This is a genomic window from Amnibacterium flavum (assembly GCF_003097495.1).
GTDB lineage: Bacteria > Actinomycetota > Actinomycetes > Actinomycetales > Microbacteriaceae > Naasia > Naasia flava.
The window spans coordinates 1,434,262-1,457,873 of sequence record NZ_QEOP01000001.1 but is presented as its reverse complement, the minus strand read 5'-3'; the positions used below and the strand labels follow the sequence as shown (position 1 = coordinate 1,457,873).

Genomic DNA, 23,612 nt, shown 5'->3' with positions numbered 1-23,612 from the left:
CCACGATCGAGGGATGGAGATCGCAGGGCGCCCACGCGGGCCTGTGGCGATCCCGGCGGTCGTCCTCGACCTCGCAGCAGGGCGCGACGTCGAGGCTGTCTGGCGCAACAACCTCGACGGCATCACCTTCGAGATCGCGGGGCGCGCAGGCCTCCACCACGTGTTCGTGAAAGTGGCCGCCACCGGAGACGATGTCGATCTCGCCGACGAAGCCCGGCGACTCGGATGGGCACGGAGCTTCACCCCGGTTCCCGAGGTGCTCGACTCGGGGCGCGACGACGAATTCCAGTGGCTCGTGACTCGCGCTGTCGCGGGAACGAGCGCGGTCGCCGAGCGCTGGATAGCGGACCCGGCACCGGCAGTGCGCGCGATCGGCGAAGGCCTCCGGGCACTGCACGACCGACTCCCGGTCGAGGCGTGCCCGTTCGACTGGTCGATCGAATCGAGGGTCAGGCGAGCCGCCGCGAAGGGCATCCACGTTCCCGAGTCACTGCTTGAGGCGCCCCCGCCCGACGATCACCCTGTCGTCTGCCACGGGGACGCGTGCGCCCCGAACACCCTGCTCGACGAGGACGGACGGTTCACGGCCCACGTCGATCTGGGCAGCCTCGGCGTCGCCGACCGCTGGGCCGACCTCGCGGTGGCGAGCTGGAGTCTTGAGTGGAACTACGGCCCGGGATGGGACGACCTGATGCTCGACGCGTACGGCATCGAACCCGATCCGGCGCGCATCCACTTCTACCGCCGCCTCTGGGACGCGACCTGATCCACGGATCACGCGTGCGCCGGCATCCCGGAACAGCAGAACGCCCCCACTCCTGTGAGGAGTGAGGGCGTTCCGATGAGACGAACGATCAGGCGCCGACCTTGAAGCGGGCGAAGCCCGTCACGGTCAGACCGGCGTCGGCCAGGACCTTCTTGACCGACAGCTTGTTGTCGCGCGCGTAGTCCTGCTCGAGCAGTGCGACCTGCTTGAAGAACGCGCCGAGACGACCCTCGACGATCTTCGGGAGAGCGGCCTCGGGCTTGCCCTCGTTGCGGCTGATCTCCTCGACGATGCGACGCTCGTTCTCGACCTCGGCCTCGGGGACCTCGTCCTTGTCGAGGTAGATCGGGGCGGCGAACGAGATGTGCTGCGCGATGCTGCGAGCGGTGTCCGCGTCGTCACCCGTGTAGGAGACGACGACACCGATCTGCGCGGGCAGATCCTGGTTGGTCTTGTGCAGGTAGACGGCGAACTTCTCGCCGGCGATGCGAGCGACCTGACGGAGCTCGACCTTCTCGCCGATGATCGCAGCGTCGTCGTCGATGAGCTCGGCGACGGTCTTGCCCTCGAAGCCGGCCGCGAGGGCGGCGTCGACGGTCTCGGCGCCCGAGTCGGCGACGGCCTGGAGGACCTTCTCGCCGAGGGCGATGAAGCGCTCGTTCTTGGCGACGAAGTCGGTCTCGCAGGCGAGCTCGATCAGGGTGACGGCGGTCGCGCTCTCGACGGCGGCCACGAGGCCCTCGCTGGTCGAGCGGTCGGCGCGCTTCGCGTTGCCCTTGGCACCCTTGAGACGCAGGATCTCGACGGCCTTCTCGATGTCGCCATCGGCTTCGACGAGTGCGTTCTTGGTGTCGACCATTCCGGTGCCGAGACGCTCGCGGAGCGCCTTGACGTCTTGCAGGCTCACGTTGGCCATGCTTCAACTCCTTCTTTGCTGACTATCTGTCTGTCATGGAGGCGGCCTGGCCGCCGACCGCGTCGGGATGGACGCGGTGGAACCCAGCCGGCGGGGAGGACCCGGGAGGATCCTCCCCGCCGCGGGTGGAGATGCTTGCCGGCCTTATTCGGCGGAAGCGGTCTCTTCCTTCTCGGCCTTCGCCTTGGCGGCGGACGGCTTGCGCTTGGTCGCGGGCTTCTTCTCGGCGTCGGTGGCCGAAGCCTCTTCCTTCGCCTCGATCTCGGCGTCGGTCTCGGGGCGGTGCTCGACGACGAGCGACTCGTCGACCTCGGCGGCGAGATCGGCCGATGCCTGAGCATCGGCGTCGTTCTCCTCGACGGGGGCCTCGGCGGCGACGGTTGCGGCGACGTCCTCGGCAGCGGCTTCGGGGGTCTCGCCCTCGACAGCGCCGTCAACGACCTCGATCTGCTCGTCGACGGCCGCGGTGGTCTCGGACGAGGCGAGCAGTTCCTGCTCCCACTCGGCGAGGGGCTCGGCGGCCTGGCCCTCTTCGGGCTTCTGGTGACGCTGGATGAGGCCCTCGGCCGCCGCGTCCGCGATGATGCGGGTCAGCAGCGCGACCGACCGGATGGCGTCGTCGTTGCCCGGGATCGGGTAGGCGAGCTCGTCGGGGTCGGCGTTGGTGTCGAGGATTCCGATGACGGGGATGCCGAGCTTCTTGGCCTCGTCGACCGCGAGGTGCTCGCGCTTGCTGTCGATGACCCAGATGGCCGACGGGGTCTTCGCCAGGTTGCGGATACCGCCGAGGGTCTTCTCGAGCTTGTCGCGCTCGCGACGCTGGATGAGGAGTTCCTTCTTCGTGTAGCCGCGAGTCGTGTCGTCGAAGTCGACGAGGTCGAGCTCCTTCAGACGGTTGAGGCGCTTGTGCACGGTCTGGAAGTTGGTGAGGAGGCCACCGAGCCAACGCTGGTTGACGTAGGGCTGGCCGACGCGCTTCGCCTGCTCGGCGATCGCTTCCTGGGCCTGCTTCTTGGTACCGACGAAGAGGATCGTGCCGCCGTGGGCGACGGTCTCCTTGACGAAGTCGTACGCCTTGTCGATGTAGGCGAGCGACTGCTGCAGGTCGATGATGTGGATTCCGCTGCGCTCCGTGAGGATGAAGCGCTTGACTTTCGGGTTCCACCGACGGGTCTGGTGCCCGAAGTGCACGCCGCTGTCGAGCAGCTGGCGGATGGTGACGACGGCCATGGCCATCTCTCCTGTTCTCCGGCCGCTGCGCACGCGAAACGCACGGCGACGGCCGATCCGGTTGTTATCGCACGTCGGACGACGTGCGAATCCTGGTGCCCGGCACGCATCCGCCCTGGTTGTCCCAAGGACCGCTGGATGCTGCACCGGCGAGCGAGGCTCGCTGACGGGCACGCGAAGTCACCTCGATCGCTCGAGATGCGAACCAAATACTACCCCACCCCGCGCGGATCGGATATTGCGAGTCAGGAGCGGGCGGCGGCCTTCTTCGCACGGCCGAAGACCAGTCCGCCGACGTCCTCGAGCTTGACGCCCTTCGTCTCGGGGACGAAGAAGAACACGAAGATCAGCGAGAGAGCCGCGAACGCCGCGTACAACCCGTAAGCGAGGACCAGCGAGATCTCGGAGATCGACGGGAACGACACGGTGATGAGGAAGTTCGCGATCCACTGCGCCGAGGCCGCGAGGCCGAGCGCCTTGGCGCGGATGCGGTTGGGGAAGATCTCGCCGAGGAGGACCCAGACCAGCGGACCCCAGGTCGCGCCGAACGCCACGACGAAGCCGTTGGCCGCGATGAGGGCGATGATGCCCCACGGCTGCGGCAGGGACACCGCGCCGTCGGTGGTCTCGGCCTGGCTGAACGAGATCGCCATGAGTGCCAGCGTGATCGCCATGCCCGCGGAACCGGCGAGCAGCATGGGGCGCCGTCCGACCTTGTCGACGAACGCGATGGCGATGAACGTCACGGCGACGTTGATGACCGAGGAGATCACGGAGATGAGGAACGAATCCTTGAACCCGACGGCGTTCCACAGGGTCGTCGAGTAGTAGAAGATGACGTTGATCCCGACGAACTGCTGGAATACGGACAGTGCGAGACCGATCCAGACGACCGGTGCGAGGCCCAGGGCCTTGCCGCGCAGGCTGGCCTTCTTCTGGTTCTCCTTGTCCTCCTCGATCGCCTTCGCGATCCGATCGATCTCGGGTTCGACCTCGTCGCCTGGGAGGACGGTGCTGAGCACCTTCTTGGCCTCGTCGGTCCTGCCCTTGTCGAGCAGGTAGCGGGGCGACTCGGGAAGGCGCAGCGCGAGGATGCCGTAGACGAGGGAGGGGATCACGCCGACGACGAACATCCAGCGCCATGCCTCGATGCCGAGCAGGATCTGGCTGGCGCCGTCCTTGCCGTCGAATCCGGCGAGAACGGCGTCGGAGAGGAGCGCGGCGAAGATACCGAGGGTGATCGCGAGCTGCTGGAAGGAGGCGAGACGCCCGCGGACCAGAGCCGGGACGACCTCGGCGATGTAGGTGGGCGCGATGACGGAGGCGACGCCGATGCCGAGGCCGCCGATGACGCGCCAGAACATGAAGTCGATGACCCCGAACGCGAATCCCGCGCCGACGGAGCTGACGAAGAACAGGATCGCGCCGATGAGCATGACCTTCAGGCGGCCGAGCCGGTCGGCCAGGGATCCGGCGATGTAGGCGCCGAGCGCGCAGCCGAGGAGGGCGATCGCGACGGCGAAGCCCTGGATGAAGGCCGTCAGACCGAACTGCTCACCGATCGCGTCGACGGCTCCGTTGATGACCGACGAGTCGAAGCCGAAGAGGAAGCCACCGACGGCCGCCGCGATGGCGAGCGCGTAGACGCGTCGCCGGAATTTGGGATCGACCTGTGCAGCATCCTTGCTCGACTGCGTCTGTGCCATCGGAGGTCCTTTCATCGACCCGGGTGTTTGCGCCGACTGCCCTAGGCGGCGCCGTCGCGATTATCCTCCACAGGAGATCGGAACCAGGTGATTCCCTCAGGACCCCGTTTCGCGTCCCAGCTCGTTCGCATTCTGCTGTTTCGTCGCCGACATGGCTTCGACCTCCCGCCCCTGCCCTCGCCCGATCGGAGGGGTGCGTTCATCGATCGGGCGCCGGATCGCTCGAGCCGCCTCGATCGGGGTGCTCCTCGGTCTGGCCCTCCCGCTCGCGCCGACGCCAGCCGAGGCCCGGGTGACGGCCCCGGCGGCGGAGTCGATGTGGGCGTGGCCGATCGTTCCGCCGCGCATCGTGACGCGCGGATACGAGGCGCCCGCGACCCGTTACGCGCCGGGGCACCGCGGGATCGACCTCGAGGCGCCCTCCGGCACGCCCGTGACGGCTCCGGATTCGGGCGTGGTCGCCTTCGCGGGCTGGGTGGTCGACCGGCCCGTCGTCTCGATCAGGCACGTCGGCGGCATCGTGTCGAGCTTCGAGCCGGTCGAACCCGGTGTCCACGTCGGGCAGGTCGTCCGTCGGGGCGACGTGATCGGTCAGGTCGCGACGTCCGAGCACTGCGATGGATGCATCCACCTCGGCGCCCGGCTGAATGGCGAGTACCTGTCTCCGCTCGCTCTGCTCGGAGGTGTTCCGCGGGCGGTGCTGCTGCCCCTCGAGGACTGAGCGGCTGGTCTCTCAGGATCGCGGGTGCGCCTGCTCGTAGACGGCCCGGAGCCGCTCCGATGTGACGTGGGTGTAGATCTGCGTCGTGCCGAGGCTCGAGTGGCCGAGCATCTCCTGCACCGCCCGCAGGTCGGCTCCCCCGTCGAGCAGGTGGGTGGCGGCGGTGTGCCGGAAGGTGTGCGGGCCTGCCGGCCCGGACCCGGGGATCTGCTCGAGGAGGGTCGCAACCATGCGGTAGACACTCCGCGGGCCGACGCGGGCACCTCGGGCACCGAGGAAGAGCGCATGCGTCGCCCCGGCGGAGAGGGCGGGTCGCGCGACGGTCAGGTAGCGGTCGATGGCGCGTGCCGCCGGGAGTCCGAACGGGACGACGCGCTGCTTGCCGCCCTTGCCCGTCACGGTGACGACGTGTCGTTCGAGGTCGACATCGTCGATGTCGAGCCCGCAGAGCTCGGACACGCGGAGCGCGGAGGCGTACAGCAGCTCGGCGATCGCCGCATCTCTCACCGCGAGGGGTTCCCCCTCCTCGGCCGCCGTGTGCAGGGAGGCGAGCAGGTCGGTGGTCTGCGCTGCCGCGAGCACTCGAGGGAGGGCATGCCGGGCCTTCGGCGCGCGAAGGCGCAGGGCAGGGTCGGTCGCGATCGTCTGCTCGCGGTGCAGCCAGGCGAAGAACGCCCGCGTCGACGCGGTCCGCCGGGCGAGGGATGCTCGGGCGAGGCCCTTCTGCGAGCACTGGTAGAGCCAGTCCCTCAGCAGGTCGAGTGTGACTTCCCCGACGTCATCGGCGCCCTGCCCGGCGGCGAAGACGGCGAGGTCGGTGAGATCCGACCGGTAGCCGCGGGCGGTGTGCTCGGAGAGCCCGCGCTCGCTCGAGAGCGCTGCGACGAAATCGTCGACGGCTCGCGTGAGTTGCATGTCTCCAGAGTGCGACGCGGTCGCGTCCGCGGCGAGCGGCCACGCCCGGGGAGGCCGGGATCAGTAGTTGTCGAAGAACCCGTAGGGCAGGTGGACGACCTGTCGGTGATCGTCGATCGGCAGCCCGGAGTGCACGGTGTCGTCGTCGTAGACGTGGAGGACGGCGATGGCCTGCCCGCCGTCGACGCCGGTGAGACCGCGGTCGGGAGCTTCGACCTTGATCGTGTAGCTCGTGGCGGTGGCGACCGAGACGCCGATGCCCGCGAATCCACCGCTGGTCGCGTAGTGGAAATGTCCGGCGAGGATCTTGCGGACGTCGCTGCCTTCGATGACGGCCCGCAGGCGGTCGGTGGCTCGCAGCTGCAGCGTCTGCAGCTCGTGGACGACCGTCTCGACCGGCGGATGGTGAAGCGCGATGATCGTGCCGTGCGGCGCGGGGGCGGCCAGCTGATCGCGGACCCACTCGAGTTGAGCGTCGTCGAGGTCGCCGTGGGGCTGCCCGGGAACCGAGGTGTCGAGCCCGATGATGCGGAGACCCCCGACCTCGGTGACGGTGTCGAGCGGGGAGCCGGGGTCGCCGCCGAGCTGGAGCCCCTGGCGGAGGGGTCCGCGGACATCGTGGTTCCCGGCGACCCAGACGACGGGACAGCCGAGGCGCTCGGCGACCGGGGCGACCGCGGCGCGAACCCGTTCGTAGGCGTCGAGCTCGCCGAGGTCGGCGATGTCGCCGGTGTGCACGATCGCGTCGATGCGGAGCCCGGTACTCTCGAGCCTCTCGAGCGCCCTGCGGAGATTGCCGACCGTGTCGACGGTCCCGTGCAGCGGGAGCCCGCCCGCGAGCAGGTGGGTGTCGCTGATGTGAGCGATGACGTGAGTGGGAGTCGAGCCGAGTGGCATAGCGGCACTCTAAACCGCACCTCGGACGCGGCGCCTCCCTGCAACCTCGGGTCCCGTGACCTCATCGGCGTCGCCACGCGCCCGCCGCCTCGACGACGAGTCCTTCGAGTTCGAGGAGCCCGAGTGCGCCCTGCACCTCGGCGGGAGCGAGGCCGCTGCGCTTCGCGATGTCGTGGATGCTCCTGCCGGACCGCTTCGAGAGCGAGTCGAGCACCCGCACCCCGGCACCGTCGCCGCCGGGAAGGTCGAAGAGGGTCGGCGGCGCCTCACCGGTGACGAGCTCGGCCATCTCGTCGGCGTTCGTCACGCAGACCGCGGCGAACTCGCGCAGCAGACGATGGCAGCCGTCGGAGGCGACGGAGGTGATCGGACCCGGCACCGCGCCGAGCGGACGACCCAGGGTCGCCGCGTGACCGGCTGTGTTGAGGGACCCGGATCGTCGACCCGCCTCGACCACGATCGTCGCCTGCGTCGCAGCGGCGATGAGCCGATTGCGCTGGAGGAAGCGCCAGCGCGTGGGCGAGGCGCCGCACGGAAGTTCTGAGACGACAGCACCCCGTTTTGTGATCTCGGTGAGCAGGGAGTGATGGCCTGACGGATAGAAGCGGTCGACTCCGCCCGCGAGGAACGCCACGGTGACTCCCCCGCTCGCGATGGTCGCCCGGTGAGCCATCCCGTCGATTCCATACGCACCGCCGGACGCGATCGCGAAGCCGCGGTCGCTGAGCCCCGCCGCCGCCTCCGTCGCGACGTACTCGCCGTATTTGGTCGCCGCGCGCGCCCCCACGATCGCGAACGAGGCGCTGAGGGAGGTGAGGGCGGAGCGGTCTCCGAGCATCCAGAGCACGTTGGGCTTGTGATCGCCGAGATCGTCCAGACCTGACGGCCAGTGCAGGTCGCCCGGGAGAACGAGGGAGACGCCGCGCTGCGCCGCACGATGCAGCGCGGCGAGTGCATCGCCCGCGACGAGACGAGGTCGCCATCGGTCGAGCCCGCTGCGGATCGTGTCGACCCGCAGCTCAATGGAGGCGCGATCAAGCACCTCGTTCGCGATCCGATCAGCCGCGACCCCTTCGAGCATGACGGCCAACGCACGCCGGGCGCCCAGCGCGGAGATCAGGGCCCCGGCCGTGCCGTCGCCCGGCTCGGCGATGCCCGCCCACGAGGCGCGGGCGAAGATGTCGCCCACGTCATCGGAGGCGACCGTTCCGGAGTCTCGTCTGACGCCCGCGACGGCGGCGCGGACCGTGTCCTCCTCGAGTCCGAGCAGAGTCACACGCCTCCCCTCCTCAGAGCCAGCGCCCGGCCGACCTGGGACAGGGTCGGACGGTCGACGGCGTCGAGATCGCTGAGCGTCCACGCGACTCGAAGCGTCCTGTCGTAACCGCGCATCGAGAGGGAGCCGCGCTCGAGCGCTCGGTCGAGCGGTTCGGTCACCCTCGGGTCGAGGCGCAGATCCGGGCCGCGGAGGAAGTGCCCCGGCACCTCTCCGCTGAACCGCCAGGGCGTGCCTCGCAGCCTCGCGGACGCCCGGGCGCGAGCGGCCAGCACACGCTGGCGCGCCTGCGAAGAGGTCGCGTGAGGTTCGCGTGACTGCATGCGCAGCTGGGCTGCGGTGATGCGCGGCACCATGAGTCGGATGTCCACCCGGTCGAGAAGCGGCCCGGAGATGCGCTTGAGGTAACGGTCACGGAGAGTCGGCGGACACGCGCAGAGCGCGTCACGGCTGCCGTAGTGGCCGCACGGGCAGGGGTTGGCGGCGAGCACCAGCTGGAAACGTGCAGGGAAGTGCGCGACCGCCGTCGCCCGCTCCACACTGATGCGCCCCGATTCGAGCGGCTGGCGGAGCGTGTCGAGCACTTTGGCACCGAACTCGGGAGCCTCATCGAGGAAGAGGATTCCGTTCGAGGCTCGAGCGGCGCTGCCCGGGCGGATCACCCGGCTCCCGCCTCCGATCATCGCCGACGCGGTGGCGGTGTGATGGGGGCTCTCGAACGGCGGGACGGGGCTCAAGGTGTCGCCGACCTCGAGTCCGGCGAGCGAGCGGAGCGACGCCACCTCGAGCGCCGCCTGCTCGTCGAGCGGAGGGAGGATGCTGGGGAGCCGAGCCGCCAGCATCGTCTTGCCCGCCCCGGGTGGCCCGACCATGTAGACGTGATGTCCGCCCGCGGCGGCGACGATAAGGGCGTCGATCGCCTCCTCGTTGCCGATGACGTCGGCGAGGTCGTACTCCATCGGCGGCGGCGCCTGACGCGACCCGGCCGGGATGGGCTCCGTGGGCAGCGACTCGAGCGAAGCACCGTGCCAGATCGCCGCTTCGCGCAGATCGGGAACGGCCACCACCCGGATATCGGGTACGAGCGACGCCTCGTCGGCGTTGGCGCTCGGAACGAGGATGACCTCTACCCCCGCCCTGGCCGCGGCGAGGACAGCGGGGAGGACACCGCGCAGAGGTCGCAGGCGGCCGTCGAGCGCGAGCTCCCCGAGGTGAGCCGTGCGCGCGACGGACTCCGGCGGGACCGAACCTTCGGCCACCAGCGTCGCCATGGCGATCGCGAGGTCGAACCCGGCGCCCTGCTTGGGCAGCTCGGCCGGCGAGAGGTTGACCGTCACATGACGGGCGGGGAACTCGAGCCCCGAGTTGATGATGCCGGCGCGGACTCGATGCTCGGCTTCACGCAGCGCCGAGTCGGGCAGCCCGATCAGGCGCACCCCGGGGGTCTGGGTGCCGAGTCCGGCCTCGACCTCGATGAGGGATCCGTCGAGCCCGAGGAGGGCGACCGCCCACGTGCGACCGACGGTCATGCGCGCACCGCCTCGAACACCTCGATGTGCGCGGCATGGGCGGACTCGGGCCGGCCGACGATCGCGATGACGTCCACTCGCAGCCTGCCGTGCCATCCGGGATGGGAGACGCACCAGGCGAAGCCGAGCCGGTTGAGCCGGGCGAGTTTCGCCGGGGTGATGGCCTCGAAAGGGTGGCCGAACACCGCACTGGAGCGGGTCTTCACCTCGACGACCACGATCGCGCCGTCGTGGCGCGCGACGATGTCGATCTCGCCCTGCGGACACCGCCAATTGCGTTCCACGATCTCGTACCCGCGTGCGGCCAGATACCGCGTCGCGAGGTCCTCTCCCCATCGACCTACGTCGTCCTTCTTCGCCATCTCATCGCCTCCGGGGACGAGTCTCGATGTCGAAGGACCGGTCGGATGGGCGGCAGCCGGCATCTGTGCGGCGATCGGCCGACACCGCTCCTGGGGACAGGACGAGGCCGCCCGTCGCTCGAGCGCCTGCTCCGGGCGCGGTGTCGGTGGTCACGAGCACACTGGGGTCGGATCATCGTCAGCGCCGCCGATCGAAGGGACCGGATCATGTTCAGATCGCTCAGCACCGTCAGCTTCTACGCCGCCGACCTCGAGGCCGCCGCGAAGTGGTACACCGACGTCCTCGGCGTCGCGCCGTACTTCTCCGTCCCCGGCTACATAGAGTTCCGTGTCGGCGACCTGCAACACGAACTCGGGATCATCGACAGCGCCTATGCCGGCAGCGAGCTCTCGAGGACCCCGGCACCGGCGACCACCGGCACGGCGGGGTCGATCGTGTTCTGGCAGGTCGACGACCTGCAGTCGACCCTCGATCAGCTCCTGGCGACCGGGGCGACCCTGCACGATGCGCCCCGCGACAGAGGCGAGGGCTTCATCACGGCATCGGTGATCGACCCGTTCGGCAACATCCTCGGCATCATGGACAACCCGCACACGCGCGCGATCCTCGATGCCCGACGCCCGGCAGGCGGATGACGGCTACTCGTCGAGGGCGAGTTCCTGCGGCAGTTCGAGCTCCTTCGAGGAGAGCTCCTCGACGTTGACGTCCTTGAAGGTGAGCACGCGAACGCTCTTCACGAACCGGTCGGAGCGGTACACGTCCCACACCCAGACATCGTTCATGGTGAGCTCGAAGTAGAAGTCGTGCTCGGTGTCGCGGCGGACCAGTTCGACCTCGTTGGCGAGGTAGAAGCGGCGCTCGGTCTCGACGACATACCGGAACTGGCCGACGATATCGCGGTATTCGCGGTACAGCGCCAGCTCGACCTCACGGTCGTAGTCGTCGAACTCGTCTTCGTTCATCGGGCCAATCCTACGTCTCCCAGGAGCTGGACCGACTCGTTCAGGACAGACCCTCGACCTCGAACGCGTCATCGAAGAGCGAGGGCGTCCGCAGCCACGAGTGGCGGTGCAGCGGAGTGGCGCCCCGTTCGTTGATCGCCGCCCAGTGCGCGGCCGATCCATAGCCCTTGTTACTCACCCAGCCGTAGTGCGGATGCGTGTCGTGGTGCCCGATCATCAGGTTGTCGCGCGCCACCTTCGCCAGCACCGACGCACCCGACACCGACGCGCAGGTCATGTCGGCCTTGATCCGCATGGTCACCGGGGGCGCATCGGTCAGTCCTGCCGCCCGGGCGCCCGGGGTGAACCAGTCGAACTTGCCGTCGAGGAGCAGCACCGAATCGGTCACGTCGAAGCCCGACGCGCAGAGCGCCTCGAATGCGCGGATGCCCGCGAGGCCCAGCGCAGCCGTCAATCCGTAGGCGTCGATCTCCTCGTTGCTCGCCATACCCACCGATGACCAGAGCGCCCAGCGGGCGACGGTCGGTTGGAGCTCGACGCGCTTCGGTTCGCTGAGCAGCTTCGAATCGCGCAGCCCTTTCGGGACACGTCGGCTGATGTCGACCACGCACAATCCGACCCCGACGGGTCCGGCGATCGCACCTCGTCCTACCTCGTCGCAGCCGATCACCCAACGGGCGCCCTCCGCCGACAGAGCCCGCTCATGGCGCAGAGTGGGTGCGGCCGACCGCTTCGGTGTCGACGCCGAGCGCCGCGGAGTCCGGGGCGCCGAGGAGCGGGCAGCGGGCTCAGCCGCCACTGCTCGCCGTCCGGGGAAGAGCGGGGGCCGCACTCGCTCCCGCGGTCTCGACGTCGCGGAAGACCTCGGGATAGTTGTCGAGCCACGCCCAGCGGGAGACCGGCCAAGACACCAGCATCGCCCGACCGACGACATTGTCGATCGGCACGAACCCGTTGCCGGGCTTGTCGGTGTTGTAGCGCGAGTCCCGCGAGTTGTAGCGGTTGTCACCCATCACCCAGAGGTACCCCTCGGGAACCGTCACGTCGAAGTCGACGTCGCTCACCTTGGTGGTCCCGGCAGGGAGGGTGATGTACGGCTCCTCGAGCGGAACGCCGTTCACGGTCATCTGGCCGAGCGGATTGCAGCACGCGACCTCGTCCCCGGGCAGTCCGATGATGCGTTTGATCAGGTGATCGTTGCTGTCGGACGCGGAGAGGCCGACGATGGAGAGCACCCAGTCGATCGCCGCGGTCAGCGGAGGCTGAGCGACGGGCTCCGACGGCGGCAGCCATCCGCCCGGGTCGCGGAAGACGACCACATCGCCATGACCCAGCGGGAACACGGAGGGAGTGAGCTGGTTGACGATGATCCGGTCGTCGATGTGCAGCGTCTGCTCCATCGAGGCCGACGGGATGTAGAACGAGCGGACCAGGAACGTCTTGATCAGGAACGACACCAGGATCGCGACGATCAGGATGATCAGCACGTCGCGGAGGAACAGAAGCAGACTCTTGTTGCGCTTGCCAGGCGGCCCGGTCGTCGCAGCGGACTCGGAGACCGAGCCATCGGAGCCGGCTGCCTGGGAGGCGAGATCGGGATCGCTGCGTCCCGAGGCCTGAGCGGCCGCGCTGTCGGTCACGACACCCATCCATCCGTCGAAGCCGCGCACTCTCCGGGGACAGCGGCGCAAAAACAAAACCCCCGCGACAGTGTACGTCGCGGGGGTCGTGTCGAGCGTTCGCTCAGCCGATCAGCTGTCGCGCTTCTCCTTGATCTTGGCCTTCTTGCCGCGGAGACCGCGCAGGTAGTACAGCTTGGCGCGACGCACGTCACCGCGGGTCACGAGCTCGATGTGGTCGATGACCGGGGAGTGCACCGGGAAGGTGCGCTCGACACCGACCTGGAAGCTGATCTTGCGGACCGTGAAGGTCTCGCGCACACCGGCGCTGTGGCGACGGATGACGACGCCCTGGAACACCTGGATACGGCTGCGGCTGCCTTCGACGATGTTCACGTGAACCTTGACGGTGTCACCGGGACGGAAGTCGGGGACGTCGCTCCTGAGGGACGCCGCGTCGAACTGGTCGAGAAGATTGCTCATGGGCAGTTTCGCTTCCTGTACCCGCCGCTGGTCGAATACGGATGTCTGGCCGGACACGGCGCGATACGCCGTTCATCTCAGCCTGAGATAGTCGAATGGATGTGGCGCGGAAGAGATGGTTCCCCTGCGGCAGAACCGAGCCGCGGCACGATCGACCATTCTGTCATACCGGCGCGGACAGCGCCAACGGAGCCCGGAACGGTCACGCCGGGAGGCGGTGGACGACGAGCGCTGTCACATCGTCCTCTGCTCCCTCGGACGCGCGTCGCAGGATCTCGTCGACGGCCTCCTGCGCCGTCACCGTGTCGATGAGTATCGCCTCCACCTCCTCGAGTCCGATGAGCGATCCTCCGAACGAGTCGAGGACACCGTCCGACACCGAGACGAGTGAGTCGCCCGGCTCGAGAACGACCGAATGCTCGGTGAAGGTGCCGTCGGTTTGGAGCCCGAGAGGAAGGTCGGTGCTCGAGAGCCGTGTCGCGGTCAGGTCGGCGCGCATGACGAACGAGAGTCCGTGGCCCGCATCGATGTATCGGACGAGCCCGGAATCGGATGCGAGACGGGCGTGGAACATGGTGACGAATGCGGACGCCCGATCGAGATCGTCCTCGAGCACCTCCCACGCCGCGCCCAGACCGGACTGGAGATCGTCGTTGCGCGCTCCGGTGCGGATGACGGCGCGCACCGTTGCGGCGATGATCGCGGCCCCCACGCCTTTGCCCATCACGTCGGCGAGGGTGAACGCCGCGCCCTCCCCGGTCGGGTACCAGTCGTAGAAGTCGCCGCCGACGGCTCGCGACGGCGCGCACGCCCCCGCCACCTCGTATCCGTCGATCGCGGCGAACGGCCGCGGCGCGAGACTGCGCTGGACGACCGCCGCGCGGCTCAGCTCCTCCTGCGCGATGACCTCCGTCTGAACCCAGGCCGCGACCTCGGTGAGCAGCATCTGCTCGGGCTCGGTCAGCACCCGGGAACGCGAGTCCGACAGTTGCAGAGCGCCGACGCGCTGCCCGCTCGAATCGGCGATCGGGACACTGGCGAAGAAGATGATGCCCGGATCGGCCAGCACCGCGGGGCTGTCCCAGAAGCGCGGATCCTCGCTGGCGTCGGCGACCATGAGGATGCCGGGCTCATCGGCCACGGCCCGGTCGAACTCGTCGCGCCCGACATCTCGTCCTGCGGCGCCGATCGACTTCGCCCACTCCGCGTCGCGACGGAAGACGCGGATCTGCACGGAACTCACCCCGAACAGGCGCTGAGCCAGACGGGACACCCGGTCGAATCGATCCTCGGAGGTGCGGTCCGAGCTGCCCAGGGTGTCGCGCACCCGTTGGGCCATCATGGCCTGGAGCGCGGCCGAACCGCTGCTGCTCACGCTCGTGTGGTCAGCCACGGAGGAGTGCGCGGTGGATCTCCCACCGGTTGACCCCGTCCGCCCTGGAGTACTCGACTCGATCGACGAGAGCCCGGATCAGCGGGATTCCCCGACCCGATTCGTCGTCGGTCGGCGGCATCTCGCGATCGAGGTCGACGTCGCCCTCGATGCCGGAGTCGAGCAGGCACGCCCGGAGCGAGCGAGGAGAGACCTCGACCGTCAGCACGCAGGCCAGACCGCTGCCGTCGTCCGCATGCCGCATGACGTTCGACGCGAGCTCCACGAGCGCGGTCTCGAACCGGTACCGGTCCATGATGTCGACCGGCGGAGCATCGGTCCACACCTCTTCGAGCAGCTGGTGCACCGTGTCGACGTCGGCCGGCGGCACGGAGAATTCGAGGGTGCGCGCGATCATCGCGGCCACGCCTGCAGCGCCGACTCGGAATCGGCGTACGCGACCAGCACCTTGTCGAGGTTCGTCAGCTCGAGAACGAGCTTCACCTGATCGTTCGGGGCGGCGAGGCGCAGATCTCCGCCGTGCTGGCGAGCCGTCTTCAGACCGCTGACGAGGCCGCCGAGTCCCGACGAGTCGATGAAGTCGACCTCGGACAGGTCGATGACGAGGAAGAACATGCCGGCGGTGACCAGCGCGGAGATGGCCTCCCTGAGTTCCATCGCCGATGCCATGTTGAGCTTGTCCGACGGGGTGACCACGGCCACACCTCCGGGCAGGTGAGCGACCTTGATATCCATGCGTGTACTCCCCCTGCGCGCGAACGGCGCGACTGTTGCCCCGACTCCGAGTGTCGGTGACAGCGTGGAGGGGCACAACTCCCCAGATCGAGGGCGGTTGCGCAGCGCGGCGGGCGGCAGGCCGCACCGAGTCGCGGGTCAGCGGGACGAACTCGGCGGGTCGATCACGATGTACTCACCGGCGTCGATCGGCGGACGCTGAGCGCCCTGCGGCGCCGCAGCCCGCTGGATCTCGTCGAACACCGCCCGCACCCGGTTCCGGGTCTCGGTGACGAGCTGCCAGATCGCCGACCAGAATGCCGCGATCGCCGCGATCACGGAGACGATGGCGAACCAGGATGCCGACGGCCCGAAGAAGCCGAGTCCGATCAGCGAGAGGTGCAGAACGGTGAGGATGCCCACGTCGAGCCACGAGACGGCCCGCGTCTCCCGCACCGACTTGCGAGCAAGGGTCAGCCCCACGATGACGAGGAGCGCGAGGACGAGAACCGGTGCCAGGAACGCGACACCGATGAATCCGGCCGCGCTCGTGCCCCAGATGCCCCATCCGATCAGGAGCCACACCGGGAGGACGATCGCAGCAGCGGTCTGCCAATAGAAGAACCCGCGTCGAACCAGCATGGCGACGAGCCTAAATGGACACGATCATCGCGGGTAGGTCGTTCGCGGACAGCAGACGGCGGGGCCGCTCGGCCGGCTCGGATCTGCCGGAGCATTAGTGTCGAAGCGCAGGCACCACACGAGGAGAGTCATGATCGAGCTGAAGACGCCCGCCGAGATCGAGGCCATGCGGCCCGCCGGCGCGTTCGTCGCCGCTGTTCTGGAGCGCCTCCGGGGCGAGATCGCCGTCGGGGTCAACCTCCTCGACCTCGACCGCATCGCGCACCAGATGATCCGCGAGCGCGGGGCCGAGAGCTGCTACATCGACTACCACCCCTCGTTCGGTGCGATGCCCTTCGGCAAGGTCCTCTGCACCTCCGTCAACGACGCCGTGCTGCACGGACTCCCCTTCGATTACCGCATCCAGGACGGCGACGTCGTCTCCGTCGACTTCGCCGCGTCGGTCGACGGCTGGGTGACCGACTCGGCACTGACCGTCATCGCGGGCCCCACCCGTCGTCCCGAGGACATCCGGTTGATCGAGACCACCGAGCGCGCCCTCGCCGCCGGTATCGCGGCCGCGCAGCCCGGGGGCAAGCTCGGCGACATCTCCGCCGCCATCGGCGACGTGTGCACGGCGGCCGGCTACTCCATCAACCTCGACTTCGGCGGGCACGGGGTCGGGCACACGATGCACGGCGACCCGCACATCCCGAACGACGGACGAGCCGGTCGCGGGCTCAAGCTGAAGCCGGGCCTGGTCATCGCCATCGAGCCGTGGCTGCTCGAGTCGACCGACGAGCTCTACACCGATGAGGACGGCTGGACCCTCCGCAGCGCGGACGGCTCGCGCGGCGCCCACTCGGAGCACACCGTCGCGATCACCGCCGACGGGCCCGTCATCCTGACTCAGCGCTCGAAGGGCTGACGCGAGAACGCACGTTCCGGACGATTCCGCGGTCCGGAACGTGCGTACAAGTCCGGAATATCCGAGTCCGGGCGGGTCAGTCGGGCAGGAGATCGGGGCGGATGCGTCTCGTGCGATCCAGTGATTGCTCACGGCGCCAGGCGGCGATGGCCGCGTGGTTGCCCGACAGCAGGACGGGCGGAACATCCCGCCCGCGCCAGGACCCGGGCTTGGTGTAGCTCGGGTACTCGAGGAGACCGCCCTCGTGGCTTTCTTCGGTGAGGCTCTCGGGATTGCCGATGACGCCGGGCACCAGTCGCCCGATCGCCTCGATCATCGCGGCGGACGCGACCTCACCGCCGTTCAGCACGTAGTCGCCGAGACTGATCTCGCGAACCCGCATCCGGCTGCGCGCCTCGTCGATGACACGCTGATCGATGCCCTCGTACCGTCCGCAGGCGAAGAGCAGGTGCGGCTCGACCGCGAGCTCGCGCGCGATGGCCTGCGTGAACCGCTCGCCTGCCGGTGACGGGACGATGAGCACCGGTGACTCGCCCTCGGGGACGAGCGCATCGAGCGCCTCACCCCACGGCTCGGGTCGCATGACCATGCCGGCTCCCCCGCCGTACGGGGTGTCGTCGACCGTGCGGTGACGGTCGTGCGTCCACTGCCGGAGATCGTGGGCGCGCATCTCGAGGAGACCCTGATCGCGCGCCTTGCCGAGCAGCGAGACGCCGAGCACGTCGAAGTACTCGGGGAAGATCGTGACGATGTCGATGCGCATCGGACCGCCGGAGTCAGCCCTGGCGCGACGCGTCGACGGACCCCGAGGACTCGTCGGGGACGGCCGGATCGTCGGCACCGTCGTGCTCGGCGCCCGCGCCGGCGGACTGCCCCGCGGCATCTGCGGGAGCGGCGTCGTCCTCATCCTCGGGGAGCTCCTCGAAGAGCCCCGTCGGCGGCGTCACCGTGACGGTGCGCGATGCGATGTCGACCGTCGGCACGATGGCGCGGACGAACGGCACCATCACCTCGCCGTCAGGGGTCGAGACCACGAGCAGATCCTGAGCGGGCAGATGCTCCAGGCGGGCGATGACGCCCACCTTGACGCCGTCGCGCACGACGTCGAGGCCGACAAGCTGGTGGTCGTACCAGGCGTCGTCCTCGGCGGGCTCGTCAGCGCTCGAGTCGACCCAGAGGATCGCCTTCGCGAGCGACTCCGCCGCGGAACGGTCCTCGACGCCGGCGAAGAATCCGACGGGGTGACCGTTGTACCAGCGGAGCTCGGAGAGCGAGAGCTTCTTGCCGTGCCACGGGGAGTCCTCGGGCACCTGCAGCGTGAACTCGGCCCCCGGGACGAACCGCCGGTCGGGGTCGTCGGTGAACAGCTCGAGCTTGAGCGCACCCTTCAGGCCGTGGGCCTTGGTGAGTCGCCCGACTCGGAGCTGCGTCTGCGCCGAGGGCCCCGACGTCTGCTTGCGCGGCACTACTCGTCGGTGTCGACGACGTCGACGCGAACGCGTCGACCATCGGCGAGCGAGGTGATGATGGTGCGCAGCGCCTTGGCGGTGCGACCGGCGCGGCCGATCACACGGCCGAGGTCGTCGGGGTGCACACGCACCTCGAGCAGCTCGCCGCGGTTCGTCGACTTCTCGGTGACCTGCACCTGATCGGGATTGTCGACGATTCCCTTGACGAGGTGCTCGAGTGCGTTGGCGAGCACCGGTTAGGCCTTGGCGCTCTCGTCGTCGGTGGACGCGGCGGCATCCTCGACGGCGGGCTCTTCGGCCGCGGGGGCCTCGGGTGCCTTGGTCTCGGTCTTCGGACGCAGAACGGCCTTCTTCTTCTCGTCGGCCTGGAAGGGAACCTTGGGCTCCTTCACCTGCACGGTGCTGACGGCGTTCTTGTCACCCTTGAACTTGCCCCAGTCGCCCGTGAGCTTGAGGAGCGCGGCGACCTGCTCGGTCGGCTGCGCGCCGACGCCGAGCCAGTAGAGCGCGCGCTCGGACTCGATCTCGATGACCGAGGGGTTCTCGGTGGGGTGGTACTTGCCGATCTCCTCGATCACACGACCGTCGCGCTTGGTGCGCGAGTCGGCGACGACGATGCGGTAGTAGGGCGCGCGGATCTTGCCGAAACGCTTGAGCCGGATCTTGACAGACACTGTTCTCCTGGATTGCTGAGCGAAAAATGGTGAACCGCGTGCCGTGCGCGTGGGGGCACACTCGGCGGAAGCTCGAAGATGGAGCCGGGCGTCTGATTAGAGGGTCGGACGCCGTGGGACTCGACCAACCATTGTGACAGATTTCGAGCCCCATCGACACCGCAGACGACCACACCTTCGCCCGCGGAGCCGTGGAACGGCGCGGTCGGGTGGTTCAGCGGGTCCCCGGCACCGTTCGCGCGGCCCGTGAACGGTGCCGGGACAGACCGACCCCGACCAGGCAGAGCACCCCGCCGACGACCGCGAGCGGGGCGGGGAACTCGCCGAAGAACAGCAGAGCCGCGACGATCACGAGCGGGGGCACGATGTAGGTGGTGATGGCGAGCTGCGACGCCGGCATGCGGCTGAGGGCGTACCCCCACGTGCTGAAGGCCAGAGCGGTCGGCACGACGCCGAGGTAGACGACCCCGAGGGTCGCGGAGGCGGGGGCCGTGCCGAGTTCGGTGATGAGCGCGCCGGCGAACGGCAGGCAGCTGATGAGTCCCGCCGCGACGCCGAGGAAGGTGATCTCGCCGGTCGGCAGTCGCCCCAGCACCCGCTTCTGGACGAGGACGCCCGCCGCGTAGGTGAGGGCCGCGGCGAGCGCCGCGAGGACGCCGAGCCCGAGGTGGGCACCCCTCACTCCGTTCGCGAAGCCGATGAGCAGCACGCCGACGAATGCGACGGCGAGGCCGACGAGCAGCCAGCGGTGCACGGCCTCGCCGAGGAAGACCGCGGCCCCGGCCGCGATGAGCAGGGGTCCGGTGTTGACGACCATGGCCGTGGTACCCGCGTCGAGGGTCTGTTCGGCCAGATTGAGCAGCACGTTGTAGGCGCCGAACCAGAGGACGCCGTACACCGCGATGAGAGCGAGGTCGGATCCTGTCGGGCGCACCCAGCGGCGGCCGATGAGCAGGACGGCGAGTCCGGCCGTTCCGACGAGGAGACGACCGAGGGCGATGCCGCCGGGCGAGAAGCTGTCGCCGATCCCGCGGATGACCACGAAAGCGCTCGCCCAGGCGAGGAGGGTGAAGACGATGGCGAGGAGTACGGGTGCGGAGAGGGCTGCGGCGGAACGGCCGGGACGGGTTTCGGTGGTGCTCACCTGGCCACGCTACGAGCAACCGCGGACCCGCGGAGGCGCGTGCGAGCACGTTGGCCGAAACCCGCGTTCAGGACGGCGGGAACGTCACGGAGGCCAGGCTCAGCCTGATCCTCGAGGGGTCTGCCAGGATGATCGACGTGGCCATCGAATTCGGGAGTTCGGAGCGCTCGAGCCTGGGGCTCGAATGGGAGCTCGCGCTCGTCGATCACGCCAGCGGGGATCTCTCCCCCACGGCCCCCGAGATCCTCGAACAGCTCGACCTGACCGACGAGAACGGGATCACCCGGCTCACCGGCGAGCTGCTGACGAACACGGTGGAAGTCGTCTCGGGTGTGCACAGGACAGTCCGGGGCGCGGCCGACGACCTCTCGCAGACCATCGATCTCGTCCGGGACCTCGCCGAGCCACTCGGCGTCGACCTGATGTGCGCGGGCACTCACCCGTTCGGCCAGTGGACGCAGCAGAAGGTGAGCGACAAGGAGCGCTACGCGACCCTCATCGACCGCACCCAGTGGTGGGGGCGGCAGATGCTCATCTGGGGCGTGCACATGCACGTCGGCATCGAGGACCGCGAGAAGGTGCTGCCGATCCTCAACGGCCTCCTGACGTACTACCCGCACTTCCAGGCGCTCTCCGCATCGAGTCCGTACTGGGCGGGCGAGCCCACCGGGTACGCGTCGAGCCGCGCGATGCTGTTCCAGCAGCTGCCGACCGCGGGTCTGCCGCCTCAGTTCGGCGCGTGGGCCAACTACGAGGGCATGGTCGACGACCTGCTGCACATCGGCGTCATCGACCATTACGACGAGATCCGCTGGGACATCCGCCCGTCTCCCAAGTGGGGAACCATCGAGATCCGCGCGTGCGACGGACTGTCGAGCATCCAGGAGGTGCGCGGGATGGCGGCGCTCGTCCAATGCCTCGTCGAGGAGCTGTCGACGATGCTCGACAACGGCGAGGAGATCCCGACGATGCAGCCGTGGTTCGTGCGCGAGAACAAGTGGCGCGCGGCCCGCTACGGCATGGAGACGATCCTCGTCCAGAACGCGGCGGGAGATGAGCGACTCGTCGATCTCGACACCCGTGAGCTGATCTCCCGTCTCGAGCCGATCGCGGAGCGCCTCGGCTGCCTCGAGGAGCTCCACGAGCTCGACCTGATCCTGGACCGCGGGGCCAGCTACCAGCGCCAGTTGACCGTCGCCGCGCAGAACGGCGGAAGCCTCAAGGCTGTCGTGGCGCACCTCGTCGCCGAACTCCGAGACGGCCTGCGCTGAGCTGAGCCCGGCGATGGGCTGCGCTGCGACGGGGAGCCACCCGGCGCGCTCCGGTCGACGGGTATCAATGCGAGCGCAGCTCAGCCGAGCGGCTCGATCGAGACCACCTCGGTGAGCCAGGGGCAGAACCGGTCCGACGTGAGCGTGCCGTCCTCGACGTAGGACGGCAGACCGTCGCAGACCTCCGTGGTCATGTCGACGAACTCGAGGCTGTCGGGGTCGATGTGCCACGACCACGGCGCGTTGACTCCCTCGTCGCCGTCGCGGACGATCAGTCCGTTCGGGATCCGGCCGTCCTCGCCACCGTTCATGAGCTCGATCGCGTGCTCGACGAGCTGGTCGGTGTTCAGCTCGATCGCGTAATCCTCCTGCCCGGCGACCCGGAAGGTCGCCACGGCAGGAGCGCCGTCGGCAGGCGTCGACGGGGCGGGGGCGCAACCGGCGAGAGCACCTGCGGATACTGAAGCGGTCAGGGCGAGGACAGCGAGAATACGGGCGCGCGTCACAACGGTCAGGATGGCGGGGGCGGCAGGTCGAGCGCAAGCCCATCGCTCACACCGCATTGCCGGGTGACGTTGCAGCAGCACGGAGGCGCTGCCGAGGCGCCGCCCACCCTCGCGGCGTAGACCTGGAGACACGAAGCACGAATCGCAAGATGTGAGGAAATCCAGATGACGACGACTCTCGACACCCGCCAGAACAACCTCGAAGCCCAGGAGCGACTCGGCGCCATCCTGGAGGGCGGCGACCTCGACCGGCTCGCAGAGGTGTTCGCCGACGACGTCGTCGACCACGATCCCGCCCCGGGGCAGGCACCGGGTGTCGCCGGCATCATCGACTTCTGGAAGACGTTCACGACGGCGTTCCCCGACCTGGAGGCGAAGCCGCAGCTCGTCTCCGCCGACGACGATCACGTGACCGTCGCCCTCGAGCTGACCGGGACCCACCAGGGCGATTTCCTCGGGCACGCCGCGACCGGCCGGTCCTTCACGGCTCGCGGAATCCAGATCGGCCGGTTCGAGAACGGCAAACTCGTCGAACGGTGGGGCGCGTCCGACGAACTCGGCATCCTCACGCAGCTCGGACTCGTCTGAGCCCGCACGACCCCCGCTGCTGACCTGTCGGCGCGGAAGACGGACGGCTGGTCCCCTCGGGGATCAGCCGTTCTTCGCGTCGCGCCAGTCGATCCACTTCTGCACGGTCTCGAGGTCGTACTCGGGCCCGGTGATGCCGACGGTGAACAGGCGCACACCCTCCGCGTAGAGATCGTCGGCCTCTTCGACCGTACGGTTGCGGAGTTCGGTCGACAGTTCGATCTCCGTGACGTCCCGACCGACCGCATCGGCGTGACCGCGCAGGATGTCGAGCTTGCGCCGCAGCGTCTCGAGGTCGGAGAAGCTGTGCCAGATGTCGGCGTGCTCGGCGACGAGGCGAAGGGTCTTCTTCTCACCGCCGCCCCCGATGAGGATCGGGATGTCGCGAAGCGGAGCGGGGTTGAGCTTCGTCCATCGGTCGCGGATGACGGGGAGGTCGCGGGCGAGAGCGTCGAGACGGGTGCCGACCGTGCCGAAGTCGTACCCGTACTCGACGTAGTCGCGTTCGAACCAGCCCGAGCCGGTTCCGAAGATGAACCGGCCGCCGGAGATGTGGTCGATCGTGCGGGCCATGTCGGCCTGCAGATTCGGGTTGCGGTACGAGTTGCAGTTGACGAGGGAGCCGAGCTCGATCCGCTCCGTCTGCTCAGCCCATGCCGCCAGCTCGGTCCACGCCTCGAAGTGCAGGCCGTCGGGTTCACCGCTCAGGGGGAAGAAGTGATCCCAGTTGAACGCGATGTCGGCGCCCGCATCCTCGATGCGCTGCAGCGTCTCGCGGATCAGCGGGTAGAGGGCATGCTGCGGTGCCATCTGGACGCCGATACGGACGGGACGTTCTGCGGCGGCGAAGGGGTCTGAGGTCATCTCCTCAGCCTAGGTCGCGTCGAAGGGACGATGGCTGCGTAGACGCCCGATTCGGGA

The 23,612-nt window shown here is 68.8% G+C and carries 29 protein-coding genes; 6 read left to right on the top strand and 23 right to left on the bottom strand.

Going from position 1 to position 23,612, the window contains the following annotated elements; translation table 11 throughout:
- Window positions 1-13: 13 nt before the first annotated feature.
- Entirely contained in the window at window positions 14-766 is a 753-nt protein-coding gene (locus tag DDQ50_RS06770) for an aminoglycoside 3'-phosphotransferase (RefSeq protein WP_116755867.1), read from the top strand.
- An 88-nt stretch (window positions 767-854) separates the two neighbouring features.
- On the opposite strand, the gene tsf is transcribed toward DDQ50_RS06770, so the two are convergent.
- From tsf to DDQ50_RS06755, 3 genes are all read right to left on the bottom strand, one after another.
- Window positions 855-1,682 (bottom strand): translation elongation factor Ts, encoded by an 828-nt coding sequence (tsf, locus tag DDQ50_RS06765; RefSeq protein WP_116755866.1) that lies wholly within the window; start codon window positions 1,680-1,682, stop codon window positions 855-857.
- Window positions 1,683-1,826: 144 nt separating this feature from the next.
- Window positions 1,827-2,912: a 30S ribosomal protein S2 gene (gene rpsB / locus DDQ50_RS06760; protein ID WP_116755865.1), complete on the bottom strand. Its 1,086-nt coding sequence runs from the start codon at window positions 2,910-2,912 to the stop codon at window positions 1,827-1,829.
- A 245-nt stretch (window positions 2,913-3,157) separates the two neighbouring features.
- Window positions 3,158-4,618 carry a sugar porter family MFS transporter gene (locus DDQ50_RS06755; protein WP_116755864.1) on the bottom strand — a complete coding sequence of 487 codons (1,461 nt, stop codon included), beginning with the start codon at window positions 4,616-4,618 and terminating at the stop codon, window positions 3,158-3,160.
- A 151-nt stretch (window positions 4,619-4,769) separates the two neighbouring features.
- Between DDQ50_RS06755 and DDQ50_RS06750 the strand changes: the two genes are divergently transcribed.
- Window positions 4,770-5,339, top strand: a complete 570-nt coding sequence (locus DDQ50_RS06750; protein ID WP_116755863.1) for a M23 family metallopeptidase — start codon at window positions 4,770-4,772, stop codon at window positions 5,337-5,339.
- Between the two features lie 12 nt (window positions 5,340-5,351).
- On the opposite strand, the gene DDQ50_RS06745 is transcribed toward DDQ50_RS06750, so the two are convergent.
- The 5 genes from DDQ50_RS06745 to DDQ50_RS06725 all read right to left on the bottom strand — a co-directional run bounded on the left by DDQ50_RS06745 (window position 5,352) and on the right by DDQ50_RS06725 (window position 10,318).
- Complete coding sequence (locus DDQ50_RS06745) at window positions 5,352-6,254, bottom strand: tyrosine recombinase XerC (RefSeq protein WP_116755862.1); 903 nt, start codon at window positions 6,252-6,254, stop codon at window positions 5,352-5,354.
- Between the two features lie 60 nt (window positions 6,255-6,314).
- Window positions 6,315-7,151 (bottom strand): phosphodiesterase, encoded by an 837-nt coding sequence (locus DDQ50_RS06740; protein WP_116755861.1) that lies wholly within the window; start codon window positions 7,149-7,151, stop codon window positions 6,315-6,317.
- A gap of 61 nt (window positions 7,152-7,212) precedes the next feature.
- Window positions 7,213-8,427, bottom strand: coding sequence for a DNA-processing protein DprA (gene dprA, locus DDQ50_RS06735; RefSeq protein WP_240614256.1), 1,215 nt, complete (start codon window positions 8,425-8,427; stop codon window positions 7,213-7,215).
- Window positions 8,424-9,956 (bottom strand): YifB family Mg chelatase-like AAA ATPase, encoded by a 1,533-nt coding sequence (locus DDQ50_RS06730; RefSeq protein WP_116755860.1) that lies wholly within the window; start codon window positions 9,954-9,956, stop codon window positions 8,424-8,426. Before DDQ50_RS06730 ends, dprA begins: the two co-directional genes overlap by 4 nt.
- Window positions 9,953-10,318, bottom strand: a complete 366-nt coding sequence (locus DDQ50_RS06725) for a YraN family protein (protein WP_116756148.1) — start codon at window positions 10,316-10,318, stop codon at window positions 9,953-9,955. Before DDQ50_RS06725 ends, DDQ50_RS06730 begins: the two co-directional genes overlap by 4 nt.
- A gap of 207 nt (window positions 10,319-10,525) precedes the next feature.
- Here DDQ50_RS06725 and DDQ50_RS06720 point away from each other — a divergent pair, with 207 nt between their 5' ends.
- The gene (locus DDQ50_RS06720; protein ID WP_116755859.1) at window positions 10,526-10,954 is read left to right on the top strand and encodes a VOC family protein; all 429 of its coding nucleotides are present in this window, start codon (window positions 10,526-10,528) and stop codon (window positions 10,952-10,954) included.
- A 3-nt stretch (window positions 10,955-10,957) separates the two neighbouring features.
- Here DDQ50_RS06720 and DDQ50_RS06715 read toward each other — a convergent pair whose 3' ends face one another.
- The 8 genes from DDQ50_RS06715 to DDQ50_RS06680 form a co-directional block, all read right to left on the bottom strand.
- Window positions 10,958-11,281 carry a DUF2469 domain-containing protein gene (locus DDQ50_RS06715; RefSeq protein ID WP_116755858.1) on the bottom strand — a complete coding sequence of 108 codons (324 nt, stop codon included), beginning with the start codon at window positions 11,279-11,281 and terminating at the stop codon, window positions 10,958-10,960.
- Window positions 11,282-11,321: 40 nt separating this feature from the next.
- The gene (locus tag DDQ50_RS17235) at window positions 11,322-11,975 is read right to left on the bottom strand and encodes a ribonuclease HII (RefSeq protein ID WP_240614295.1); all 654 of its coding nucleotides are present in this window, start codon (window positions 11,973-11,975) and stop codon (window positions 11,322-11,324) included.
- A 94-nt stretch (window positions 11,976-12,069) separates the two neighbouring features.
- Window positions 12,070-12,789 (bottom strand): signal peptidase I, encoded by a 720-nt coding sequence (gene lepB / locus DDQ50_RS06705; RefSeq protein WP_240614294.1) that lies wholly within the window; start codon window positions 12,787-12,789, stop codon window positions 12,070-12,072.
- Between the two features lie 243 nt (window positions 12,790-13,032).
- On the bottom strand, window positions 13,033-13,383 hold the full coding sequence (gene rplS / locus DDQ50_RS06700) for a 50S ribosomal protein L19 (protein WP_116755856.1): 351 nt from the start codon (window positions 13,381-13,383) through the stop codon (window positions 13,033-13,035).
- A 202-nt stretch (window positions 13,384-13,585) separates the two neighbouring features.
- Entirely contained in the window at window positions 13,586-14,758 is a 1,173-nt protein-coding gene (locus DDQ50_RS06695; RefSeq protein WP_133245927.1) for a PP2C family protein-serine/threonine phosphatase, read from the bottom strand.
- Window positions 14,759-14,768: 10 nt separating this feature from the next.
- Window positions 14,769-15,173 (bottom strand): ATP-binding protein, encoded by a 405-nt coding sequence (locus DDQ50_RS06690; RefSeq protein WP_116756146.1) that lies wholly within the window; start codon window positions 15,171-15,173, stop codon window positions 14,769-14,771.
- The gene (locus DDQ50_RS06685; RefSeq protein WP_116755854.1) at window positions 15,170-15,511 is read right to left on the bottom strand and encodes an STAS domain-containing protein; all 342 of its coding nucleotides are present in this window, start codon (window positions 15,509-15,511) and stop codon (window positions 15,170-15,172) included. Before DDQ50_RS06685 ends, DDQ50_RS06690 begins: the two co-directional genes overlap by 4 nt.
- A 138-nt stretch (window positions 15,512-15,649) precedes the next feature.
- Window positions 15,650-16,132: a hypothetical protein gene (locus tag DDQ50_RS06680; RefSeq protein WP_116755853.1), complete on the bottom strand. Its 483-nt coding sequence runs from the start codon at window positions 16,130-16,132 to the stop codon at window positions 15,650-15,652.
- Between the two features lie 130 nt (window positions 16,133-16,262).
- On the opposite strand from DDQ50_RS06680, the gene map reads away from it, so the two are divergent.
- Entirely contained in the window at window positions 16,263-17,039 is a 777-nt protein-coding gene (gene map / locus DDQ50_RS06675; protein WP_116755852.1) for a type I methionyl aminopeptidase, read from the top strand.
- 76 nt (window positions 17,040-17,115) lie between these two features.
- Here map and trmD read toward each other — a convergent pair whose 3' ends face one another.
- From trmD to DDQ50_RS06650, 5 genes are all read right to left on the bottom strand, one after another.
- The gene (gene trmD / locus DDQ50_RS06670; RefSeq protein WP_116755851.1) at window positions 17,116-17,802 is read right to left on the bottom strand and encodes a tRNA (guanosine(37)-N1)-methyltransferase TrmD; all 687 of its coding nucleotides are present in this window, start codon (window positions 17,800-17,802) and stop codon (window positions 17,116-17,118) included.
- A 13-nt stretch (window positions 17,803-17,815) separates the two neighbouring features.
- A complete protein-coding gene (rimM, locus tag DDQ50_RS06665; protein WP_116755850.1) occupies window positions 17,816-18,505 on the bottom strand; it encodes a ribosome maturation factor RimM in 690 nt (229 codons plus the stop codon).
- Window positions 18,505-18,741: an RNA-binding protein gene (locus DDQ50_RS06660; protein ID WP_116755849.1), complete on the bottom strand. Its 237-nt coding sequence runs from the start codon at window positions 18,739-18,741 to the stop codon at window positions 18,505-18,507. The genes rimM and DDQ50_RS06660 overlap by 1 nt, the downstream gene beginning before the upstream one ends.
- A gap of 3 nt (window positions 18,742-18,744) precedes the next feature.
- A complete protein-coding gene (gene rpsP / locus DDQ50_RS06655; RefSeq protein ID WP_116755848.1) occupies window positions 18,745-19,182 on the bottom strand; it encodes a 30S ribosomal protein S16 in 438 nt (145 codons plus the stop codon).
- A gap of 214 nt (window positions 19,183-19,396) precedes the next feature.
- The gene (locus DDQ50_RS06650) at window positions 19,397-20,326 is read right to left on the bottom strand and encodes a DMT family transporter (protein WP_116755847.1); all 930 of its coding nucleotides are present in this window, start codon (window positions 20,324-20,326) and stop codon (window positions 19,397-19,399) included.
- A gap of 128 nt (window positions 20,327-20,454) precedes the next feature.
- Here DDQ50_RS06650 and DDQ50_RS06645 point away from each other — a divergent pair, with 128 nt between their 5' ends.
- Window positions 20,455-21,597, top strand: a complete 1,143-nt coding sequence (locus DDQ50_RS06645) for a glutamate--cysteine ligase (RefSeq protein ID WP_205663579.1) — start codon at window positions 20,455-20,457, stop codon at window positions 21,595-21,597.
- An 80-nt stretch (window positions 21,598-21,677) separates the two neighbouring features.
- On the opposite strand, the gene DDQ50_RS06640 is transcribed toward DDQ50_RS06645, so the two are convergent.
- On the bottom strand, window positions 21,678-22,103 hold the full coding sequence (locus tag DDQ50_RS06640; protein WP_205663578.1) for a BP74-related protein: 426 nt from the start codon (window positions 22,101-22,103) through the stop codon (window positions 21,678-21,680).
- 165 nt (window positions 22,104-22,268) lie between these two features.
- Between DDQ50_RS06640 and DDQ50_RS06635 the strand changes: the two genes are divergently transcribed.
- The gene (locus tag DDQ50_RS06635; protein WP_116755846.1) at window positions 22,269-22,691 is read left to right on the top strand and encodes an ester cyclase; all 423 of its coding nucleotides are present in this window, start codon (window positions 22,269-22,271) and stop codon (window positions 22,689-22,691) included.
- A gap of 63 nt (window positions 22,692-22,754) precedes the next feature.
- Here DDQ50_RS06635 and DDQ50_RS06630 read toward each other — a convergent pair whose 3' ends face one another.
- A complete protein-coding gene (locus DDQ50_RS06630) occupies window positions 22,755-23,555 on the bottom strand; it encodes an LLM class F420-dependent oxidoreductase (protein ID WP_116755845.1) in 801 nt (266 codons plus the stop codon).
- Between the last annotated feature and the right edge of the window lie 57 nt (window positions 23,556-23,612).